Here is a 22545-nt window from a genome sequence, read left to right as displayed (position 1 = left end):
TACCTAGCGTAGAACACAAATCGACAAGGAGGAAAATTTTTAGAAGAGAGGAGCGGCGGCGCAGGTTGTATTTGTTCCGAAATCGGGTTTTATCTTCTATTAATATTTCAGGTTGATAAAGCAAAAGGCTGTCTGAAAACCCCTCTCTTTTCAGACGGCCTTTTGCTGGGTATAATAAATTTACGAATCATTATTATTTCTGTTTAAATATAGGAGAAACGCATGAGTACCCGTACCGAACACGACACCATGGGCAATGTCGAAGTCCCATCCGAAGCCTATTGGGGCGCGCAGACCCAGCGCAGCCGCAATAATTTCAAAATCGGCGGCGAAACCCTGCCGCAGCCTCTAATTTATGCTTTGGCGCTGGTGAAAAAAGCCGCAGCCGCCACCAATGTTTCCCTCGGCAGGATTAAGCCTGAACAGGCGGATTTGATTACGCAGGCGGCGGACGACGTGTTGAACGGCAAACTCGACGGGCAGTTCCCATTGGTAGTGTGGCAGACCGGTTCCGGTACGCAGTCCAATATGAACATGAACGAAGTGCTGGCGAACCGCGCCAACGAAATCGCCGGTACGGGTTTGGCGGCGTACCAGCCCGTCCATCCCAACGACCATGTGAACCACGCGCAATCGACCAACGACGCGTTCCCGACAGCCATCCATGTCGCCGCCGCGATTGAAATCAACCGCCACCTTATTCCGGCAGTAAAAGCCCTGCGCGACACGTTGGACAAAAAAGCCAAAGAATTCGCCTCCATCGTCAAAATCGGCCGCACCCATTTGCAGGATGCGACGCCGCTGACTTTGGGACAAGAATTTTCCGGCTACGTTTCCCAACTCGACCATGGCTTAGGCCGTCTGAACGACGCGCTCAAAGGTTTGTACGAACTTGCTTTGGGCGGCACAGCGGTCGGTACGGGTTTGAACAGCCATCCCGAATACGCCGAAAAAGCCGCCGCCAAACTCGCCGAATTGTCCGGCCTGCCGTTTGTCAGCGCGCCGAACAAATTTGAAGCCTTGGGCGGACGCGATGCTGCCGTTGCTGCTTCGGGCGCATTGAAAACGCTGGCGGCAAGCCTGAACAAAATCGCCAATGACATCCGCTGGCTGGCAAGCGGCCCGCGCTGCGGTTTGGGAGAAATCAAAATCCCCGAAAACGAGCCGGGTTCGTCCATCATGCCGGGTAAAGTCAACCCGACCCAATGCGAAGCGATGACCATGGTGTGCTGCCAAGTGTTCGGCAACGACGTTACCATCGGCATGGCGGGCGCGTCGGGCAATTTCGAGCTGAACGTCTATATGCCCGTTATCGCTTACAACCTCTTGCAATCCATCCGCCTGTTGGGTGATGCGTGCAACAGCTTCAACGAAAACTGCGCCGTCGGCATCGAACCCGTACCGGAAAAAATCGACTATTTCCTGCACCATTCCTTGATGTTGGTTACTGCGTTAAACCGTAAAATCGGTTACGAAAACGCTGCCAAAGTCGCCAAAACCGCCTACAAAAACGACGAATCGTTGCGCGAAACCGCCATCGAATTGGGCTTGTTGACAGGCGAAGAGTTTGACGAATTGGTTGTTCCTGCCGATATGGTTCATCCGCGTTAAGCTTTAATAATGAAACATGCCGTCTGAAAATGTGTTCAGACGGCATGTTTTTATGCTGCGCTTGTCTTTTGTTCGAATAGGGCAAAAATCATTGGCGTCAGATTGACGACCATTAGAAACATTATTGAGCTCAAAAATGTACGCCAGGCGTAATGCCACGCTTCCGTTCTGTCTGCTTGGGGTAGGAGCGATGCAGTATAGCGGTTGTGTAGGGTTTTTGCGGTGTCATTGTTTTCCAAATAGTCCAACGAAAGTACCAATAATTTGCCCGTGTCCTTGTGTTGTAAGAATTTGGCATGCTCAACCCAGATGCCCGGCTTGGCGTGTTCGCATAAAGATTCAATGCCGACGCAAGAGGCCAAGCTGTTTTGGTTGTTTTGCAAAATCGACAGCTCGTTTTTTTCAGCTTGCATGGTGGCGGCGGAGGTTTGATGAAGGTATGCGCTCATGCCGTTGCGCTCTATTGCTTGGAAATTATGGAGCTGGCTGAATCCGCCATTTTCCCAGGCGACGAATAAGGCATAGCATCCGCTGAATAGGCAGATCATGACCAATTTCACGACAATGTTTTTCATCCTTGCTCCTTTGTTTGAATGGGCGGCAAAGTCAGGAGGCGTGTTTTCTCGTTTGAAGGTAAGTTTAGGTTTTATCAGTTTTTATTGTGAGGTTGAGTGTAACACAGGTAATCAAAAGGCCGTCTGAAAATTTTCAGACGGCCTTTTATTATGTGTTTAGATGGGTTTAAGCCAACAATTCACGCCAGCGTTTAATTTGGAAACGGACTTGTTCAGGCGCGGTGCCGCCCAAGTGGTTACGTGCGTTTAAGCTGCCTTCGGGTGTCAGCACAGTGTACACATCGTCGGCAATCAAACCGCTGAAACCTTGCAGGACTTCAAGCGGCAATTCGCTCAAATCAACGCCAGCTTCATCGGCATAGCGCACGGCTTGAGCGACGATTTCGTGGCTGTCGCGGAAAGGCATGCCCTTTTTCACCAAGTAATCCGCCAAATCGGTGGCAGTGGCGAAGCCCTGCATCACGGCGGCGCGCATATTGTCGGGTTTGACGGTCACGCCGCGCATCATGTCGGCGTAAATGCGCAGGGTGTCGATAAGCGTGTCGGCAGTGTCAAACAGTGGCTCTTTGTCTTCCTGATTGTCTTTGTTGTACGCCAAAGGTTGCGATTTCATCAGGGTAACCAGGCCGATCAGGTGGCCAATCACGCGACCGGATTTACCGCGCACGAGTTCGGGCACGTCGGGATTTTTCTTCTGCGGCATGATGGACGAGCCGGTGCAGAAACGGTCGGCAATATCGATAAAGCCGAAACGCGGACTCATCCACAAAATCAATTCTTCGGAAAGACGGCTCAGGTGAACCATAATCAGGGAAGCGGCGGCGGTGAACTCAATGGCAAAATCGCGGTCAGATACGGCATCGAGCGAGTTTTGGCAGATTTGTTCGAAACCCAACAGCTCGGCGGTGATTTCGCGCTGAATCGGGTAGGTGGTGCCGGCCAGTGCGGCGGCGCCGAGCGGCATACGGTTGACGCGTTTGCGGCAGTCGGCCATGCGCTCGAAATCGCGGCCGAGCATTTCGACGTAGGCGAGCATGTGATGCCCGAAGCTGACCGGCTGGGCAACTTGCAGGTGGGTAAAGCCGGGCATGACGGTTTCGGCATTTTGTTCCGCCAAATCGACTAAGGCCGTCTGAAGGTTTTGAATCAGGCTTTGGATAACGGTAATTTGATCGCGCAGCCACAGACGGATGTCGGTAGCGACTTGGTCGTTGCGGCTGCGGCCGGTGTGCAGGCGTTTGCCGGCGTCGCCGATTTTGTCGGTGAGGCGGCGTTCGATGTTCATGTGGACATCTTCCAAATCCAGCGACCAGGAAATCGTTCCTTCCTTGATTTCTGCTATAATCTCGGCCATACCCTGACGGATGGCGGAGAGGTCGTCTTCGCTCAAAACGCCCGACTGTGTCAGCATTTGCGCGTGTGCCAGCGAGCCTTGGATGTCCCATTCTGCCAGTCGTTTGTCAAAATCAATCGAGCCGGTATATTTTTTGACCAGCTCGGAAACAGGTTCGTTAAAACGGCCTGACCAGGTTTTGTCCTTGCTCATATCAGCATCCTTAAAATATAAATAAAAAAACAGGGTCTACGTCTTCAATATAGCAGACCCGTCTATACATTATGAAAGAAAACGGTTGAAATCATGTCTATTATACGTCAAATAAACCAGAATTTCGCAGTGCCGGATTTGCGCAATTCCGCAACTTTGGTGCGCCTGCTCATTGTTTTATTAATCAGTTTGTTTATCTTTCCGTTGATGACGGTATCGGGCGTACCTTATCCGGAACAGATTTTCCAACATTTTTCATGGGCTTGCCCCGTCATCCTCTTAATTTTACTTAAGGTCTATTTTTTACAGGCATTTGCGCCGTCCCTGCTTCGCTCGCAGTACAGCGTCGTGATTTCCTACGTCTCCAACCTGCTGATTTTCTTGTTTGTCGATGTAGTGATTTTGAAGATGGAGATGTGGCCGCTGATTCAACACTTCTTCTTGCTGACTTTTTTTTGTTTCAGTTTCATGTACATCGAAGCCGCCCGTCGCAACAGCCTTGCGCCTTCCATTTCCGAAGCCAGGCTGAGCGCGTTAACGGCGCGTATCCGTCCGCATTTCTTGTTTAACAGCCTAAATGCCGCCATCAGCTTAATCCGTCTGCGCCCGTATGATGCGGAAACTTTGCTGGAAAATCTGGCCAACCTGTTCCGCGCACAACTGCGCGATGGTAGTCAAAACAGCACCTTAGGGCAGGAAATCGAATGGGCGCAGGAATATATTGCCATCGAGCAAATCCGCATGGGGCATATGCGCGTACAGGTTATGTGGCAACACCATGCGCCCGACGATGCGGAAACGCCGCATCTGCTGCTGCAGCCGCTTTTGGAAAATGCCGTATTCCATGGTGTCGAATCCACCCACCGCCCAGGAATAATTACGGTATTAACAAAATTGGAAAAATCATCTATTTTCATCAGTATCGAGAATCCGTGCGGAACGGAACCTAATGAAAATACCAAGCCGCATAAAGGCAATTCTATGGCCTTACGCAACCTGAAAGAGCGTCTGACTTTGATGTATGACACCGATGCGAAAATCAGAAGCATCCAATCAGACGGCCTGTTTCGCGTTGAAATCATCTTGCCGTACCGTAAAAAATCAGCCGAAGTTTCCCGTCTGTTTGGCTAAAACGCGTAGAAGAGGGCGGCTTGAGATAAATTAGACTATTAATACATTAAATAAAATAGTTTAAATTTATTACATTCAGTAACATAACTGTTCCCATTTTTTGAAAACTGGTCTATGATGCTTAAAAGGATTGTTTACAATCTTTAACTGCAAATCATTTGCAACTGCCCAGAAGAAAAAACAGAAAAAGGAACAAAGAGATGTTAGAAGCCTATCGTAAAGCTGCCGCCGAGCGCGCTGCCCTTGGTATTCCCGCCCTTCCTCTGACTGCTCAGCAAACCGCTGATTTGGTTGAGCTGCTGAAAAATCCGCCTGCCGGTGAAGGTGAATTCTTGGTTGAGCTGTTGGCTCACCGCGTACCGCCCGGTGTGGACGATGCCGCCAAAGTCAAAGCTTCATTTTTGGCTGCCATTGCCGAAGGCAGCGCATCCAGCCCGTTGATTTCCCCTGAGTACGCTACCGAACTGTTGGGTACCATGCTTGGCGGTTACAACATTCACGCACTCATCGAACTCTTAGACAACGACAAACTTGCACCTATCGCTGCAAATGGTCTGAAACACACTCTGCTGATGTTCGACTCTTTCCACGATGTTCAAGAAAAAGCTGAAAAAGGCAACAAATACGCGCAAGAAGTATTGCAATCTTGGGCAGATGCCGAATGGTTCACCTCACGCGCCAAAGTTCCCGAAAAAATCACTGTTACCGTCTTTAAAGTTGACGGCGAAACCAATACAGACGACCTCTCTCCCGCCCCCGACGCGTGGAGCCGTCCCGATATTCCGCTGCACGCGCTGGCTATGCTGAAAAACCCGCGCGACGGCATCACGCCTGACAAACCGGGCGAAGTCGGTCCGATTAAATTGTTGGAAGAACTCAAAGCCAAAGGTCATCCGGTTGCCTACGTCGGCGACGTGGTCGGTACCGGTTCTTCACGCAAATCCGCGACCAACTCTGTCATTTGGCATACCGGCGAAGACATTCCGTTCGTTCCGAACAAACGTTTTGGCGGCGTCTGCTTGGGTGGCAAAATCGCACCGATTTTCTTCAATACTCAAGAAGACTCCGGCGCGCTGCCGATTGAAGTCGATGTTTCCGCGCTGAAAATGGGCGATGTTGTCGATATCCTGCCTTATGAAGGCAAAATCGTGAAAAATGGTGAAACCGTTGCCGAATTCAGCTTGAAATCACAAGTATTGCTGGATGAAGTGCAAGCAGGTGGCCGTATCAACCTGATTATCGGTCGCGGCCTGACTGCCAAAGCACGCGAAGCACTGAAACTGCCTGCTTCCACCGAATTCCGCCTGCCTCAAGCGCCAGCTGAAAGCAAAGCCGGTTTCACATTAGCTCAAAAAATGGTTGGCCGCGCCTGCGGTTTGCCGGAAGGCAAAGGCGTGCGTCCGGGTACTTACTGCGAACCACGCATGACGACTGTCGGCTCGCAAGATACTACTGGCCCGATGACCCGCGACGAGCTGAAAGACTTGGCTTGCTTGGGCTTCTCCGCCGATATGGTGATGCAGTCTTTCTGTCACACCGCCGCTTATCCAAAACCTGTCGATGTGAGAACCCATAAAGAATTGCCTGCTTTCATCTCTACCCGTGGCGGTGTATCCCTGCGTCCGGGCGATGGTGTGATTCACTCATGGCTCAACCGTCTGTTGTTGCCTGATACAGTCGGTACCGGCGGTGACAGCCACACCCGTTTCCCTATCGGTATTTCTTTCCCAGCCGGCTCCGGCTTGGTTGCTTTCGCAGCAGCTACAGGCGTGATGCCGCTCGATATGCCTGAGTCTGTATTGGTACGCTTCAGCGGCAAACTGCAACCGGGCGTAACCCTGCGTGATTTGGTAAACGCCATTCCGCTTTACGCGATTAAACAAGGTTTGCTGACCGTCGCCAAAGCCGGTAAGAAAAACATCTTCTCCGGCCGTATCCTCGAAATTGAAGGCCTGCCTGATTTGAAAGTAGAACAAGCTTTTGAATTGACCGACGCATCCGCCGAACGCTCCGCTGCCGGCTGTACCGTGAAGCTCAACAAAGAGCCGATTATCGAGTACATGAAATCCAACATCGTGTTGATGAAAAACATGATTGCCGACGGCTATCAAGACCCGCGCACTTTGGAACGCCGCATCAAAGCCATGGAAAAATGGCTGGCAAATCCTGAGCTGCTCGAAGCGGATAAAGATGCCGAATACGCCGCTGTGATTGAAATCAACATGGACGACATCAAAGAGCCGATTATCGCCTGCCCGAACGACCCGGACGACGTATGCTTCATGTCCGAACGTTCCGGCACCAAAATCGACGAAGTGTTCATCGGTTCGTGCATGACCAACATCGGCCACTTCCGCGCCGCCTCCAAACTCTTGGAAGGCAAGTCCGACATCCCCGTCCGCCTGTGGATGGCGCCGCCGACCAAAATGGACGCGAAAGAGTTGTCCGACGAAGGCCACTATGGCGTACTCGGCCGTGCAGGCGCGCGTATGGAAATGCCGGGCTGTTCGCTGTGTATGGGTAACCAAGCACAAGTACACGAAGGCGCGACTGTAATGTCCACTTCCACCCGTAACTTCCCGAACCGCTTGGGTAAAAACACCTTCGTTTACCTCGGCTCGGCTGAGTTGGCAGCAATCTGCTCCAAACTGGGTAAAATCCCGACCGTTGAAGAATACCAAGCCAACATCGGCATCATCAACGAACAGGGTGATCAAATCTACCGCTACATGAACTTCAACGAAATCGACAGCTACAACGAAGTAGCCGAGACCGTGAATGTTTAATGTAACAAGGTAAACCGATTTTCAGACGGCCTTAAATAACCAAGGCCGTCTGAAAAGGATAAATAAAGGACGTGTTCATCACGTCCTTTTTATTTTAGGTTTAATAAAAGGCCGTCTGAAAGATATATTTCAGACGGCCTTTTAGTACAAAACAGCGTTGTTTATTTTACGCCAAAACCAGGTTGGAGCAGGGCGCAAGGCTGACGCTCGTGACGGCTACGGCGTGTTCTGCCGGCAATTTTGCCGCAGGCAATACCCGGGTCATTTTTGTCTTCTGTTTTTTTCGAGTTTTTGTCCGACTTGCTCGCATATTCGCTGCGTTTGTTTCTGTCATCGCGGCGGGAGCGGCTGTCGTTGTGTTGATTCTGGTGTGTTTCAGCTTCATCTTGGTTGCCGTTGCCCCACCAATGTGGCTCGAAGCCTTCGATGCGTTCTACTTTCAAATCGCTGTCGGTCAGCTCTTTAATGGCTTCAAACATTTTTTGTTCGGTTTTATCCATCAAGGAAATGGCAACGCCGTCAGCACCGGCCCGGCCGGTACGTCCGATGCGGTGGACGTAGTCTTCGGGTTGGGTCGGTAACTCGTAGTTGATGACGAAAGGCAACTCGGCAATATCCAGGCCGCGCGCGGCAACGTCAGTGGCAACTAAAACGCGTAATGTACCTTCTTTAAAGGCATTGAGGGTTTCCAGTCGGCTTTGTTGGGATTTGTCGCCGTGGATGGATTGCGCGGCGATATTGCGGCGGACGAGGTCGCGGGTAACTTGATCGACGCTTTGTTTGGTTTTGCAGAAAACAATAACTTGATTCATATGCAAATCAACAATCAGGCGTTCGAGCAGGTTGCGTTTTTTGAGTGCATCAACGGCAATGATGTGTTGCTCGACATTGGCGTTGGTGGTGTTTTGCGCAGCCACCTCGACCATTTCAGGCGTATGCATAAAATCTTGTGCAAGCTTGCGGATAGGCGGTGAGAAAGTGGCGGAGAAAAGCAGGGTTTGTCGCTGTTTGGGCAACATCTGCATGATTTTGCGGATATCGTCGATGAAACCCATGTCCAGCATACGGTCGGCTTCGTCGAGTACGACGATTTCAACTTTGTTTAAATTGATGTTTTTTTGTTTGACGTGGTCGAGCAGTCGGCCAACTGTGGCAACAACGATTTCGCAACCGGTGCGCAAGTCGGCAGTTTGTTTGTCCATATTGACGCCGCCGAAGAGGACGGTGTGGCGCAAAGGGAGGTTTTTAATGTATGCCTGTACGTTTTGGTCGATTTGATCGGCCAGTTCGCGGGTAGGGGTCAATACCAGCATGCGGACGGGGTGCATGGCCGGGGAAGTGCTGGATGTGGCGTAGCGTTTCAGGCGTTCTAGGCTGGGCAGCATAAAGGCGGCGGTTTTGCCTGTGCCGGTTTGGGCGGCAGCTAAAAGGTCGTGTCCGGCCAACGCCTTAGGAATGGATGCGGCTTGGATAGGCGTCGGGTTTTCATAACCCTGATCGGTCAGGGCAGAGACCAATTCGCTGCCTAAACCGAGTGAAGAGAAAGGATTCATGATAGCGGCTTTCTGTTCAGACGGCCTTTTGCATAATAAGGCCGTCTGAAAAAATCTGATTCTGAAATGGACAAACCGCAGTATGGTGTCGATTCTGCGGTTTAAAAAAATGGGGTACGGAAAATCCGTCAAGTAGTCCATTATGCCATAAAACGAAGGACTCCCCAAATGATGGCGACAGCTTTGATTGGCCTGATTTTGATATTTTTACAGTCTAAGAGAAGAAAAATAAATTGATCGGCAAGGTTTTGAGTTTATTGAGAATTAAGCATTTGTCTTAACGTCAATAGGATTAATTTATCAAAAACTTACAGGCTAAAATGAAACTAAATTGGAATTGGGTACTCAATATTGTGGTGCAGGGCTGGTTGACAGCCTGTATCTCCCGTTTAACGGTAAACCATAAAATTAAAATTTAGGAATATACAATTATGAAAACTTTATTGATCGCTCTTGCAACCGGTAGCCTGATGTTGGCAGCTTGTTCTTCTTCCAAACCTGCTGAAGAAGCGGCAGCGCCACGCGTCACTGTTGAAGAAGCAATGACCCAATGCCAACAGGCATCTGGTGAAAATGCTGACCGCGCTGTGTTTGATGCCTGCATGAAAGACAAAGGCTATCAACGTACCGCTGAATCAGCTGCTTCCGAGCCTGCTGCCTCTGAACCGGTAGCAGCGCCTGAGGCTGTTGCTCCTGAAGCTGCCGCATCCGAGCCTGCTGCTAAAGCTGCTCCTGCAAAAAAAGCTGCTAAAAAAGCAAAAAAATAAGCTTCATAAAATTCAAGGAAGTCACTCTCATCAATACTCCGGATGAAGACAGACTTAGAGCAACTTGAAAACAAAGGCCGTCTGAATATGTTTCAGATGGCCTTTGTTTTTTTATGTATAAGGCCATTATTAAAAGATATGCTTTTGGTTTTATTAAGAGAATAAAAAAGACGTGTAACAACGGGTACACGTCTTTTTCGGAGAATAAACCTTATTGCTTATATTCGCTGCCGTCTTCACGGAAAAGTTTTGGCTGTTCACCTTTTTCCACCACCTCTTTATTGATGACGACTTTTGCTACGTCTTTCAAATCTGGCAGGGCGTACATGGTGTCTAAGAGGCAACGTTCAACGATAGAGCGCAAGCCACGCGCACCTGTTTTGCGTTCCATTGCTAGTTTGGCGATGCTGCGCAAAGCATCTTCTTCAAACTCAAGGCCGACATTTTCCATTTCAAACAAGGTTTGATATTGTTTGACCAAGGCATTTTTCGGTTCGGTCAAAATGTTGACCAAAGCATCTTCGTCCAATTCTGCCAGTGTGGCAATCACAGGCAAACGGCCGATAAGCTCGGGAATCAAACCGAATTTAATTAAGTCTTCAGGCTCGACTGTTTCAAACAGGGCTGAAATATCGGCGTTTTCATCTTTGCTGTGTACCGCTGCACCAAAGCCGATACCGCCTTTTTCAGTACGTTGACGGATGACTTTTTCCAAGCCTGCAAATGCGCCACCACAAATAAAGAGGATGTTGGTGGTATCAACGTTGATGAATTCTTGGTTCGGATGTTTGCGTCCGCCTTGAGGAGGAACGCTGGCTACCGTGCCTTCAATCAGTTTCAGCAAGGCTTGTTGCACACCTTCGCCGGATACGTCGCGCGTGATGGACGGATTGTCGCTTTTGCGTGAGATTTTATCGATTTCATCGATATAAACGATGCCGCGCTGGGCTTTCTCAACGTCAAAATCACATTTGCCCAAAAGTTTGGTGATGATTTGTTCGACGTCTTCACCGACATAACCGGCTTCGGTCAAAGTTGTGGCATCTGCCATAACAAAAGGGACATCCAATTTGCGCGCCAAAGATTGCGCCAACAGGGTTTTACCTGAGCCTGTCGGACCGATAAGCAGGATGTTGGATTTGGACAATTCAACCTTGCCGTCTGCTTTTGGATGGCGCAGGCGTTTGTAGTGGTTGTAAACCGATACCGCCAACGCTTTTTTTGCGTGTTCCTGGCCGATAACGTGGTCGTTGAGGTTGGCAACGATTTCGGCAGGGGTAGGCAGTTTTTTCTCGGCGTTTTCTTCTTTTACTTTGGCAAATTCGTTTTCAATCTCGCCGGACTCGTTGTCTTGCAGCATCAGGCCGCAAGTTTCCACGCATTCGTTGCAGATGAAGGCGTGTTCGCCTTCAATCAGATTTTTAACGTCGTTTTCAGACTTTCCGCAGAATGAACAGGTGCGTTTTTCTTCAGACATAATAATTTCTTCGTATGGTTGTATGGAGGCTGTGTTGTAAAGGGGAAACAGATATTTCGGGCGTATTGCCGGATTGAGGGAATGCCTCTGACAAAGGTGCCTAAGTATAATGACTATCTTGTGTTTTTTCAAATCAGAGCAGGCATTGTGCCGTATCGTCTGAGAAACAGATGAGGGCGTGGGATTTGAATATCTCGCAAACAAACGCAAAGTTTTCTCAACTCGCTTTACAATTGCCGAAAAATTTAACAGAATGTTGAATTAAATGTATTTTTTTGAATTGGCAGATATGAAATTCTATAAAACTTTAGGAATGGTATGGACAGGTGTGGCATTGGCCTTTGCTTCTGCGCCTGCCGTTGCCGATGATATGGATGTATTGGGACAATTTTTGGAGCAAAATTTCCCTGTGCAAAATGACCCGATGGAAGCTTTTGCGTTGAGTCATGCTGATCAAGTCGAAGCTCAAGCCGCTTTGGCCGGTCCTCTGCTTTCTTCGCAATCTGCTTTGATTTTCAATAATAAAACCGGTGAAGTGCTGTATCAGAAAAACCCTGATCGTGTCATGCCGATTGCCTCTATTTCCAAATTGATGAGCGCTATGGTGGTTTTGGATGCGCGTCTGGATATGAACGAGCCTATCACGATTACCGAGGCTGAAATCGACCGTTTGAAAGGTACGGGCAGCCGTTTGAGCATCGGCACGACGCTGACTCGCGGCGAACTGTTGCACCTGAGCCTGATGAGCAGTGAAAACCGTGCCACTCATGCATTGGGCCGTACTTATCCGGGTGGTATGAGCGCGTTTGTTGCAGCCATGAATGCCAAAGCGCAAAGTCTGGGTATGACCAGCAGCCGTTTCTATGAGCCTACCGGTCTGAATTTCCAAAACGTTTCCACTGCACGCGATTTGAACCGCATGGTTGCGGCAGCCAGCAAATATCCGCTGATCCGTAAAAATTCGACTTCAAATTACGGCTCGGTTTGGACGGCAAACGGTCGTCAAAACTACAAAAACTCCAATGCCTTGGTGCGTGAGGGTAGCTGGAATATCGAATTGCAGAAAACAGGCTATATTCGTGAAGCAGGACGTTCTATGGTGGTTAAGGCCAATGTACAGAATCAGCCGATTACCATCGTATTGCTCAACTCTCCGTCTTCTACAACCCGCGTGAACGATGCGCGTAAGATTGAGTCTTGGATGTTGCAGCGCCGTTCTTAAATGTTACGCTTAAAGGCCGTCTGAAACCGTTCAGACGGCCTTTTGTGTAAAGTGTATTAAATTTGGGTACAATGTCGTTACATTAACTTAAAAACACAGAGAGAAAACATGTTGAAAAAATGGAATAAAAAATATTGGGCCGGCATGGGCGTGATTTTGGCGTTGACCGGCTGTACTTCTGTAGCGGATATGGTTGGCTACGATACTGCGACTTTAAATGAAGACGCGGCTAAAAGTTACTCACAAGTCATTCAAAACGCGCGTGGTCAAAAAGCTTTGGATGTTTCATCTCCAACTGCTCAACGTGTACAACGCGTGTTTGCACGTCTGCGTCCTCATGCTGAGCGCGCTAACAAAACCGGCGTGCCTTTCAATTGGCAGATGAACGTTATCCGCAGTGATGAAATGAATGCATGGGCAATGCCGGGCGGTAAAATGGCCGTGTACACCGGCATAGTAGAAAAATTGAAGCTGACGGATGCTGAAATTGCCGCCGTTGTCGGCCATGAAATGACCCATGCTCTGTTGGAGCACAGTAAAAAAGCTTTGGGCGGGCAAGTGTTGACCGGCTTGGGCGGTTCGATTTTGGCCAGCTCAACCGGTGTAGATGGTGATTTGGTCGGCTTGGGGGCAGATTTGTTGGCAACCAAACCGTTCTCACGCCATCAGGAAAGTGAAGCGGATGCCGGCGGTGTGCGTTTGATGGCTGAAGCAGGCTACAACCCTGAGGCTGCGGTAAGCGTGTGGGAAAAAATGAACAAAGTACAGGGCGGCAGCTCATTGTCTATTTTGTCGACCCACCCGACCAATCAGGCGCGTATCAATGCAATCCGCAAAATGTTGCCTGAAGTGATGCCGATTTATCAGAAAAACAAACGTTAATTTGGCGTATTGATAATTTTGCCGGTTTGAACAGATGATTCAAACCGGCAAAGTTTTATGGTTTCAGCCTGACAGTTTGGCAAATTTATCCCAATTTGCCTGAACGTACGCTGCTGCGGTTTCCAAGTCTTCGTCGGCAACGTCATAATAATCGCCGTCAAGTTCTTCAAAATCGGGAAAAGCTTTGCGGATTTCGTCGAAATCCCTTTGCTCGTCTGCCATTTTTTCAATGGCTTCACCGTGTTTTTCGTACAGGGCTTTGGCTTTGTCTAAAATTTTCGGTATCGGCTTGATGTGCCAGCGGCGCAGGCTGTCGGCAACCGGATTGCCAAAGATGTATTCTCCGTATCCTGAAGCGATAAGCTGTACGAAGCCGCCTTCTTGAACCTGGCTGTCGAGATAGCAAAGGGCGGTCAATGTATGCTGTTCGTCGTTAAGGCCGGACATTTCCTCATCTCCTGCCTGTTCGGTGTGATCCAAATAGGCTGCGCTGAGTGTATAAAGAAATGAAGCGGAATCGGAAGTATCGAAATCTTGAAGGCGGAGCAGGGTAGTCATCATCATCAAAGGCCGTCTGAAAAAAGTGATTATATAATGTTTTCAGTCTGAACCTACCGGCCGTTTTGCTTTACAATATCGGAAGATAAGAAAACATAGTGAGGAACCAAACCATGAGTACACAGTCTGAAAAAAACGTTGTAGTCATCAAACCGCAGGATTTGCCGCTGCATTGCTCCGGCCCTAATCATGAAACATGGAACGGCCATCCGCGCGTGTTCTTGCCGATTCAGTCCAACAGTGAGATTGAATGCCCGTATTGCGGCACTTATTACCGTCTTGATGGCGAGATTCCGCATCATCATTACTAATCTATGTCTATGTCGAACAAAATCATCTGCGCTTTGTGCGTGAGTTTGTGCGCTGCGTGCGGCTCGTATAAGGCCGTGCGCCCTGACGCGCCGTTACCGGTCATTGCACAGGCGCAGACGTATTCTGTCCGTTATCAATCCGCACAAGGTCGGACGATTACTGCAATTTATATCAACAGCCACAGCCCGATGATGGTTGAGCTGCGTGAAGGCAATACGGTTGAGAAACTGGCGCAAGTCCGCTTGCGGAGTCAGGGTGTCGAGTACGCCAATCCAAGCTCGCGTTGGCAAATTGGCGATGGTTTCGCCGTATTGATTCGCGGTGGGAAAGAAGTTGTATTTAAAGAGATTGTGGAATAGGGCGGTTTAGCCTTTTGCCAAATACTTGATTAAAGGTTTGGGCAAACCATAATCCGCCAAATGTTCCAATGATACCCAAAGGCCGTCTGAAAGATGTTCAGACGGCCTTTGTTGCGTCTGAAAAGGGGTAATCATCAATAAGCGGTGGGTCAGTCGGTGGGTAAACGTGGTTTGTTCTTCAAGGCCGTCTGAAATAATGCCGAAGCGTTTGGCGTAAGCATACAAATCGTCTAATTTTTCAAAACAGGGTACGCAATACAGACCGCCCCAAATGCCTTTGGCAGGGCGTTTTTCAAGCAATAATGCGCCGTCAGTGTTATGAATAATCAGCCAATAAAGCGGTAGGGTTTGCACTTCGGGAGCGGTTTTTTTGCGGGGCAGCTCATCAATGCGGTTTTGTTTTCTTGCTTTGCAGATGTCCGCCATCGGGCATTGATGGCACAAAGGTTTTGTCCGTTTGCAGACGGTTGCGCCCAAATCCATCAAGCCTTGCGTGTAGGCAGGCATATCGGCGTTTTCAGACGGCAGTAGGCTTTCGGCAAGTGTCCAAAGCGAGTTTTCAAATTTTTTGTCTTGCGGATTACCGTCTTGGGCAAAAACACGGCAGAGAACGCGTTTGACGTTGCCGTCCAAGATGGTTTCTCGTCGGTTGAAAGCAAAGGCAGAAATGGCGGCGGCGGTACTTCTGCCTACGCCGCAGAGCGTTTCTAAGTCTTTGCGTTCGGATGGAAAGATACCGCCGAATTGTCCGACGACTTGTTGCGCGGCTTTGTGCAGATTGCGTGCACGGCTGTAATAGCCCAAGCCTGCCCATAGGGATAAAACCTCGTCTTGCGGCGCAGCGGCAAGTGATTGCACGGTTGGGAATTTGGCTAAGAAACGCGGATAGTAGTCCAATACGGTAGCAACCTGTGTTTGTTGGAGCATGATTTCTGAAAGCCAGACGGAATAAGGGTCTTTGACCTGCCAAGGCAAGTCGTGACGGCCATGCTGCCGTTGCCAATCGATGAGTCGTCGCGCGAAGGATGTGGGTGTGTTCATTAATATTTACTTTTTAATTATTTATTTTTAAAACAATATATTAAGCATAACATACAAAATAATAATCAGGATTGACTTATCAGGTGGAGGGGTATATAAATATAGTTAATGTGGATTTACGCTGTATTGTTAAAGTTTATTAACCGCTCAAGGAGATTCACATGAAAGCAATGGTTTATCATGGCGCAAACGACATCCGTTTCGAAGAAAAACCCCGCCCTCAAATTATCGATCCGACCGATGCAGTCGTCAAAATCGTTAAAACCACGATTTGCGGTACTGACTTGGGTATTTGGAAGGGTAAAAACCCTGAAGTTGCCGACGGTCGTATTCTCGGTCATGAGGGCATCGGTATTGTAGAAGAAGTCGGCGACGCTGTAAAAAACATCAAAGTCGGTGATAAAGTCATTATTTCATGTGTCAGTAAATGCTGTACTTGCGACAACTGTAAAATCCAACTTTATTCACACTGCCGCAACGGCGGTTGGATCTTGGGCTATATGATTGACGGTACTCAGGCCGAATACGTCCGTACGCCTTATGCCGACAACAGCTTGGTTCCGCTGCCTGACAACGTCAACGAAGAAGTTGCCCTGCTGTTGAGCGATGCCCTGCCGACCGCACACGAAATCGGCGTGCAATATGGCGATGTGAAACCTGGCGATACCGTATTCATCGCAGGCGCAGGCACTGTCGGCATGTCTGCCTTGTTGACTGCCCAACTGTACAGCCCTGCCGCCATCATCGTTTGCGATATGGACGAAAATCGCTTGAAACTGGCGAAAGAATTGGGCGCGACCCATACTATCAACCCTGCTTCCGACGATGTGAGCAAGCAAGTTGCCGCTATCGTCGGCGAAGACGGCGTAGATTGCGCCATCGAAGCGGTCGGTATCCCTGCAACTTGGAATATGTGCCAAGATATCGTGAAACCTGGCGGCCATATCGCTGTGGTTGGTGTGCATGGCCAATCCGTTGATTTCAAACTGGAAAAACTGTGGATTAAAAACCTTGCCATTACTACCGGCCTGGTTAACGCCAATACCACCGAAATGCTGATGAAAGCCATTTCCAGCAGCTCAGTGGATTACACCAAAATGATGACCCACCATTTCAAATTCAGCGAATTGGAAAAAGCTTACGACGTGTTCAAACACGCTGCTGAAAACCAAGCCATGAAAGTAGTTTTGGAAGCGGATTGATTTGAAAATCGCTTAATATGCTGTTAATTAAAGGCCGTCTGAACATTCAGACGGCCTTTTTGTATGGGTTTTATTTTTTCTTCAACCAAACACCGCTTTCGATATGGTGGGTAAATGGGAATTGATCGAACAGGGCGGCGCGTTCGATGGTATGGGTTTGACAGAGCGTGTCGAGGTTGGTACGCAGGGTCTCAGGGTTGCAGGAAATATAGAGGACGTTGTCGAATCGGGTAACCAATTTGAGCGTCTCATCATCAACACCGGCGCGTGGAGGATCAACGAAAATAGTTGAAAAATCATAGTTTTTCAAGTCGATGCCTTGTTCTTGCAGGCGGCGGAATTCACGGTTTTGAGTGTAGGCCTCGGTAAACTCTTCCGCAGATAGGCGGGCGATTTTGAGATTGGTAATTTGGTTGGCTTCAATATTCCATTGGGCGGCGTTAACGGAAGTTTTGGAAACTTCGGTTGCCAGCACCTGATTGAAATGTTGCGAAAGCGGCAGGGTGAAATTGCCGTTGCCACAGTACAACTCAAGCATGTCTTTGCCTAAGTTTTGCGCAGCATCACACGCCCATGTCAGCATTTTTTGGCACACTTGGGCATTGGGTTGGGTAAAGCTGCCCTCGATTTGACGATAGCGGAAGGTCTTGCCGTTGACTGTCAATGCTTCGGTCACAAAATCTTGGCTTAATACGATTTTTTGTCCGCGGCTGCGGCCGATGATGTGGATGCCCAAATTGTGCGCCAACTCTTGCGCGGCTTGTTGCCATGCGTCGTTCAGCTTCTTGTGGTAAATCATGGTAACCAGCATTTCGCCGCTTAAAGTGGACAAAAATTCGACGGCGTACCAGCGGTTTTTCAGTTCGGAATGATTGGATGCGGCTTCAATCAATTTCGGCATCAAGGCATTGATGGATTCGGATGTGGCAGGAAATTGGTCGCAACGGATCAGACTTGCCCCGCTTGCCTTTTGCCCGCGTTCAAACATGGCGTAAAACATTTCGCCGCCTTCATGCCAGATGCGGAACTCGGCACGCATCCTGTAATGCTGTTCCGGAGATTCAAAGACTTCGATTTCAGGGAAATCCAGTCCTTGGAAAAGTTGCTGAAGATATTGCTTTTTGTCGGCTAGTTGTTGCTGGTAGGCAGTCATTGGGGCAGTCTTTCAGAAAATAATGGCGAATTATAATATAGTTGGCGCAAAGATACGAAAGGCCGTCTGAAACATCGGTTTCAGACGGCCTTTGATTTCAAAGCATCAGCTTGTCAATCAGCCTTGCATTTGTTTGGCTTGAACGGCAGTCAGGGCGATGGTGAAGACGATGTCTTCAATCAATGCGCCGCGGGACAAGTCGTTAACCGGTTTACGCAAGCCTTGCAGCAACGGGCCTACGCTCAGGACGTTGGCGCTGCGTTGTACGGCTTTGTAAGTACAGTTGCCGGTATTGAGGTCTGGGAAAATCAGGACAGTTGCTTGACCAGCGACAGCGCTGCCCGGAGCTTTGGATTGGCCGATAGATGGAACGGTAGCCGCATCGTATTGCAACGGACCTTCGATGGCCAAGTCAGGGCGTTTTTCGTTCGCCAGTTTGGTTGCTTCGATCACTGCATCGACATCAGGGCCGCTGCCTGAGTTGATGGTAGAGTAGGAAATCATGGCTACTTTTGGATCGATACCGAAAGCTTTGGCGCTGTCGGCAGATTGAATGGCGATGTCGGCCAGTTGTTCCGGAGTTGGGTTCGGATTAACCGCGCAGTCGCCGAATGCCAAAACTTGGTTAGGCAGCAACATGAAGAATACGCTGGATACAAGGCTTGCACCCGGAGCGGTTTTAATCAGTTGTAGGGCAGGGCGGATGGTGTTGGCAGTAGTGTGGACTGCGCCGGAAACCAAACCGTCTACGTCGTTTTGAGCCATCATCATGGTACCCAAAACAACGGTGTCTTGCAGCTGTTTGCGTGCATCTTCAGGAGTCAGGCCTTTGGATTTGCGTAATTCGCACATCGGCTCGACGTATTGCTCAACCAAAGAAGCTGGATCAATGATTTCCAAAGAATCAGGCAGGGAGATGCCGCGTTCTTTCGCTACGGCTTCAACTTCTTCGCGGGTAGCCAACAGTACGCAACGGGCGATGCCTTTTTCGTGACAGATAGCGGCGGCAGCGACGGTGCGTGGTTCTGCGCCTTCAGGCAGAACGATGCGCATATCGGCTTTGCGGGCAAAATCGATCAGGTTGTAACGGAATTGGGCTGGAGACAGGCGTTTGGCTTCGCGTTTGGCCAAAGCGGATACATCTTGCAGTTTGTCGCTGGAGCCGAAGAAAGTCAGGCCGGTTTGCTCGGCAACTTGTGCGCCCAAAGCAGCGGCTGCGCCGTCAATGATAAAGCCTTCCAATAAGCCTGGGGAATTGGTGTAGAGCTGTTTGGCGAGGTTTAATTGTTGGGCGAGGGCGGCTACGTCGGTATTGTCGGATTTCAGCGCCAAGACAACGCCTGCGTCCAAAGACAGTGCCAATTCGACGTTTTTGCCTGCCAAGAATAATTTGTCCGCATCAGGAGTGATGCCTTCGATAACGAGGTTATCTGCGTTCAATGCTGCAACTTTACCGACAAGCGCATCAAACCAGTCGTCGCTCTTGCCTTGAGCCAACAGGGCTTCTGTAGTGGAGTCAACGGCTTGGAAAACTTGCGCACTCAATGCCGCTGCAAATGCTTTTGCCGCTGCATCGGCGCTCAGGCCGGTAGATACCGGTGCGATCAGGATTTTTGCCATTTTGTGTCCTCTCTTTCGGTGATTGTAGAAGGGTGTTGCTGTTGTGCAGCTGGTGCTGCATTTTATCACTTTGGGATAACATATACACGGCCATATTGACATATGTCATCAGGCCGTCTGAAAAGTATAAACGCAATGGACCAAATTCATCAATCCCCCATTGCCGCCAAAAGCTCAGCTTGATGTTCGGCAATCAGGGCATTGGTAATTTCTTCTAAATCGCCGTCCATCACAAAATCCAGTTTGTGTAGGGTAAGGTTGATGCGATGGTCGGTAACACGACCTTGTGGGTAGTTGTAGGTGCGGATGCGCTCGCTGCGATCGCCGCTGCCGATCAGGGATTTGCGTTCGGCGGCTTCTTTGGCTTGGGCTTCGCGTTTTTGCGCATCGTTTAAGCGGGCGGCGAGGACTTTCATCGCCTGCGCTTTGTTGGCGTGTTGGCTGCGGCCGTCTTGGCATTCGACCACCATGCCTGTCGGCAAGTGGGTAATACGGACGGCGGAGTCGGTTTTGTTGATGTGCTGACCGCCAGCACCGGATGCGCGGAAGGTGTCGATGCGCAGGTCGGCGGGGTTCAATTCGATGTCTTCGAGTTCGTCCGCTTCGGGCATGACGGCGACGGTGCAGGCGGAGGTGTGGATACGGCCTTGGCTTTCGGTAGCAGGGACGCGTTGTACGCGGTGGCCACCCGATTCAAATTTCAGACGGCTGTATGCACCCAAGCCGATAATGCGGGCGATGACTTCTTTATAGCCACCCAATTCGCTTTCGTTTGCGGAAACGATTTCAACCTGCCAGCGGTTGCGCTCGGCGTAGCGGCTGTACATACGCAGCAAATCGCCTGCAAACAGCGCGGCTTCGTCGCCGCCGGTACCGGCGCGCACTTCGATAAAGATGTTTTTGTCGTCGTCGGCGTCTTTGGGCAGCAGTAATTTTTGCAGTTCGGTATCGAGCGTGTCGATTTTGGCTTTGGCCGCTTCGATTTCTTCGGCGGCAAAGTCTTTCATTTCAGGGTCGGACAGCATTTCTTCGGCATCTGCCAAGTCGCTTTGTGCCAACTGATAGTTTTGGAAGACTTCGACCACGGGCGTCAATTCGGCATGTTCGCGTGTGAGTTTGCGGTAATTGTCCATGTCGGACGTGGCTTCGGGCTGTCCGAGCAAATGCGTGACTTCTTCCAGTCGGTCGCTGAGTTGTTGTAGTTTTTCTAAGATAGACGGCTTCATAAATTTTCCAAAATACGGATGCCGTCGAGTGGTCTGCAACGGCGAAATAAGGCGTTATTATAATGGGTTTGAATGAAAATTCAAAAAGATATGATGGATTGGAAAGGCCGTCTGAAACCTGTTTTTAAGTTTCAGACGGCCTTTTTTCCATGTGGGTTTATTTAGGCGCAGCCAAAATGCCTGTTTGGTTCAGTAGGAACAAAACGGTAAAGCCGGTCAAATAAATCAAACCGATAATGGCGAGGAAGTTCATGCCCATCGTCAGTTTGTGGCGTTTGTCGCCTTTGACGAGGCGGTAGTTCAACCAAGCGAACACTGGGGCGGCAACGAAGGCGGTAATCATGGCGAATTTGAGCAGTTCCGCCATCGCGCTGTTGAACCAGAAAATTACGGCCAAGCCTGAGCCTGCGACCCAAATGTTCCAGGCAAACAGTTCGGCATTGCCGGTTTTGTCTTTGCCGCGCAGCAGGCGTACCGGTTCGGCAATCGCGCGCGCGTAGCCGTCTACTACGGTAATGGTGGTGCCGTACATACAAGCAAAGGCGATAAATGCCACCAGAGGACGCGACCAGTCGCCGATGGTCACGGCGTACATATTAATCAGCTGGCCAACATATTTGCCGCCCGCCATTTGCACTTCCTCGCCGTTGCCGTATTGTACATATGCACCCAAGGCGAGGAAAACGACCGCCAAAATCGCGCTGGTAATGTAGCCGACGTTGAAGTCAAAAATGCCGTCGCGGTAGCTGGAAGGGTTGATGCGTTGTTTTTCGGTAACCCACAAAGAGTTGATGGCGGAAATTTCAATCGGTGCAGGCATCCAGCCCATCAGCGCGATGAGGAAGCCCAAGCCTGCCAGTGTCCACGGGGTCGGCTCGATAAAGTCGGGTTTCATCTGCATGCCGCGAGACATGGCCACGGCTGCTGCGGCGACGGTGGCGATGGTCAGGCTGACGATGATGATTTTGGAAACGTTGTCCAATGCTTTATAGCGGCCGCTTGCCAAAATCAGCAGGCAGGAAACCATAATCATGACGGACACCATGCCGGCATCGAAAGTCAGTGATGGGATTGCCATTTTGACGATGGCGGCGGTAACGATGGCGACCGCGCCGGCATTAATCGTTGCCGATGCAATACATAAAATCAAAAATACCCACAAATAAACGCGGCTTTTTTCGGCATAGCCCTCAATCAGACTTTTGCCCGTATCCAGCGTGTAATGTGCGCTGAAGCGGAAAAACGGGTATTTGAACAGGTTGGTCAGAATGATAATCAGCGCAAGCTGCCAGCCGTAAAGTGCGCCTGCCTGCGTGGAGGCAATCAGGTGCGAGCCGCCGACTGCTGCCGAAGCCATCATGATGCCCGGGCCTAGGGCATTAATTTTGCTCTTCCAGGTGGAAGCGTGTGTATGTTGTTCTGCCATAAGTATTTTCCGCCTGTTTCAGACGGCCTTATTATCAAAAAAAAGCATATTTTAACGTAAATAAAAAGTTTGCCCAATAATATGCGTAATACTTTTTA

At 49.7% G+C, this 22545-nt stretch carries 19 protein-coding genes; 9 read left to right on the top strand and 10 right to left on the bottom strand.

Annotation, left to right across the window (positions count from 1 at the left end; genetic code table 11):
* The first annotated feature begins 222 nt into the window (after positions 1-222).
* A complete protein-coding gene (gene fumC, locus CYJ98_RS06430) occupies positions 223-1611 on the top strand; it encodes a class II fumarate hydratase (RefSeq protein ID WP_101755318.1) in 1389 nt (462 codons plus the stop codon).
* 50 nt (positions 1612-1661) lie between these two features.
* On the opposite strand, the gene CYJ98_RS06425 is transcribed toward fumC, so the two are convergent.
* Together CYJ98_RS06425 and argH are read right to left on the bottom strand one after the other, a co-directional pair.
* Positions 1662-2186 carry a hypothetical protein gene (locus tag CYJ98_RS06425; protein ID WP_101755319.1) on the bottom strand — a complete coding sequence of 175 codons (525 nt, stop codon included), beginning with the start codon at positions 2184-2186 and terminating at the stop codon, positions 1662-1664.
* Between the two features lie 166 nt (positions 2187-2352).
* A complete protein-coding gene (gene argH, locus CYJ98_RS06420) occupies positions 2353-3732 on the bottom strand; it encodes an argininosuccinate lyase (RefSeq protein WP_101755320.1) in 1380 nt (459 codons plus the stop codon).
* Positions 3733-3825: 93 nt separating this feature from the next.
* Between argH and CYJ98_RS06415 the strand changes: the two genes are divergently transcribed.
* Both CYJ98_RS06415 and acnB read left to right on the top strand, forming a co-directional pair.
* On the top strand, positions 3826-4863 hold the full coding sequence (locus CYJ98_RS06415) for a sensor histidine kinase (RefSeq protein ID WP_101755321.1): 1038 nt from the start codon (positions 3826-3828) through the stop codon (positions 4861-4863).
* Between the two features lie 200 nt (positions 4864-5063).
* Complete coding sequence (acnB, locus tag CYJ98_RS06410; protein ID WP_036491670.1) at positions 5064-7649, top strand: bifunctional aconitate hydratase 2/2-methylisocitrate dehydratase; 2586 nt, start codon at positions 5064-5066, stop codon at positions 7647-7649.
* Between the two features lie 161 nt (positions 7650-7810).
* Here the strand turns inward: acnB and CYJ98_RS06405 are convergent, their stop codons facing one another.
* Positions 7811-9202, bottom strand: coding sequence for a DEAD/DEAH box helicase (locus tag CYJ98_RS06405; protein WP_036491673.1), 1392 nt, complete (start codon positions 9200-9202; stop codon positions 7811-7813).
* Between the two features lie 431 nt (positions 9203-9633).
* Between CYJ98_RS06405 and CYJ98_RS06400 the strand changes: the two genes are divergently transcribed.
* Entirely contained in the window at positions 9634-9969 is a 336-nt protein-coding gene (locus CYJ98_RS06400; RefSeq protein ID WP_036491675.1) for a hypothetical protein, read from the top strand.
* Positions 9970-10180: 211 nt separating this feature from the next.
* Here CYJ98_RS06400 and clpX read toward each other — a convergent pair whose 3' ends face one another.
* On the bottom strand, positions 10181-11446 hold the full coding sequence (gene clpX / locus CYJ98_RS06395) for an ATP-dependent Clp protease ATP-binding subunit ClpX (RefSeq protein WP_101755322.1): 1266 nt from the start codon (positions 11444-11446) through the stop codon (positions 10181-10183).
* A 313-nt stretch (positions 11447-11759) separates the two neighbouring features.
* On the opposite strand from clpX, the gene CYJ98_RS06390 reads away from it, so the two are divergent.
* Together CYJ98_RS06390 and CYJ98_RS06385 are read left to right on the top strand one after the other, a co-directional pair.
* A complete protein-coding gene (locus CYJ98_RS06390) occupies positions 11760-12668 on the top strand; it encodes a serine hydrolase (protein WP_419150080.1) in 909 nt (302 codons plus the stop codon).
* A gap of 108 nt (positions 12669-12776) precedes the next feature.
* Positions 12777-13550 (top strand): M48 family metallopeptidase, encoded by a 774-nt coding sequence (locus CYJ98_RS06385; RefSeq protein ID WP_049348957.1) that lies wholly within the window; start codon positions 12777-12779, stop codon positions 13548-13550.
* A 63-nt stretch (positions 13551-13613) separates the two neighbouring features.
* On the opposite strand, the gene CYJ98_RS06380 is transcribed toward CYJ98_RS06385, so the two are convergent.
* On the bottom strand, positions 13614-14108 hold the full coding sequence (locus CYJ98_RS06380; RefSeq protein WP_180947865.1) for a DMP19 family protein: 495 nt from the start codon (positions 14106-14108) through the stop codon (positions 13614-13616).
* Between the two features lie 113 nt (positions 14109-14221).
* Here CYJ98_RS06380 and CYJ98_RS06375 point away from each other — a divergent pair, with 113 nt between their 5' ends.
* Positions 14222-14419: a zinc-finger domain-containing protein gene (locus CYJ98_RS06375; protein ID WP_003745781.1), complete on the top strand. Its 198-nt coding sequence runs from the start codon at positions 14222-14224 to the stop codon at positions 14417-14419.
* A 3-nt stretch (positions 14420-14422) separates the two neighbouring features.
* Positions 14423-14779: a hypothetical protein gene (locus CYJ98_RS06370; protein ID WP_101755324.1), complete on the top strand. Its 357-nt coding sequence runs from the start codon at positions 14423-14425 to the stop codon at positions 14777-14779.
* 6 nt (positions 14780-14785) lie between these two features.
* On the opposite strand, the gene mutY is transcribed toward CYJ98_RS06370, so the two are convergent.
* On the bottom strand, positions 14786-15820 hold the full coding sequence (gene mutY / locus CYJ98_RS06365; RefSeq protein WP_101755325.1) for an A/G-specific adenine glycosylase: 1035 nt from the start codon (positions 15818-15820) through the stop codon (positions 14786-14788).
* A 161-nt stretch (positions 15821-15981) separates the two neighbouring features.
* Here mutY and CYJ98_RS06360 point away from each other — a divergent pair, with 161 nt between their 5' ends.
* Positions 15982-17022, top strand: a complete 1041-nt coding sequence (locus tag CYJ98_RS06360) for a zinc-dependent alcohol dehydrogenase family protein (protein ID WP_101755326.1) — start codon at positions 15982-15984, stop codon at positions 17020-17022.
* Positions 17023-17092: 70 nt separating this feature from the next.
* On the opposite strand, the gene trmA is transcribed toward CYJ98_RS06360, so the two are convergent.
* From trmA to CYJ98_RS06340, 4 genes are all read right to left on the bottom strand, one after another.
* Positions 17093-18175 (bottom strand): tRNA (uridine(54)-C5)-methyltransferase TrmA, encoded by a 1083-nt coding sequence (gene trmA / locus CYJ98_RS06355; protein WP_101755327.1) that lies wholly within the window; start codon positions 18173-18175, stop codon positions 17093-17095.
* A gap of 117 nt (positions 18176-18292) precedes the next feature.
* Positions 18293-19795, bottom strand: coding sequence for a phosphate acetyltransferase (gene pta, locus CYJ98_RS06350; RefSeq protein ID WP_101755328.1), 1503 nt, complete (start codon positions 19793-19795; stop codon positions 18293-18295).
* A 149-nt stretch (positions 19796-19944) separates the two neighbouring features.
* The gene (gene prfA, locus CYJ98_RS06345; RefSeq protein WP_003745798.1) at positions 19945-21021 is read right to left on the bottom strand and encodes a peptide chain release factor 1; all 1077 of its coding nucleotides are present in this window, start codon (positions 21019-21021) and stop codon (positions 19945-19947) included.
* Positions 21022-21178: 157 nt separating this feature from the next.
* Positions 21179-22447, bottom strand: a complete 1269-nt coding sequence (locus CYJ98_RS06340; protein ID WP_070695340.1) for an Nramp family divalent metal transporter — start codon at positions 22445-22447, stop codon at positions 21179-21181.
* Positions 22448-22545: the final 98 nt, after the last annotated feature.

The organism is Neisseria perflava (genome assembly GCF_002863305.2).
GTDB lineage: Bacteria > Pseudomonadota > Gammaproteobacteria > Burkholderiales > Neisseriaceae > Neisseria > Neisseria perflava_A.
Note: the sequence above shows the minus strand (reverse complement) of the source record. Positions and strands in the feature narration are given on the sequence as shown.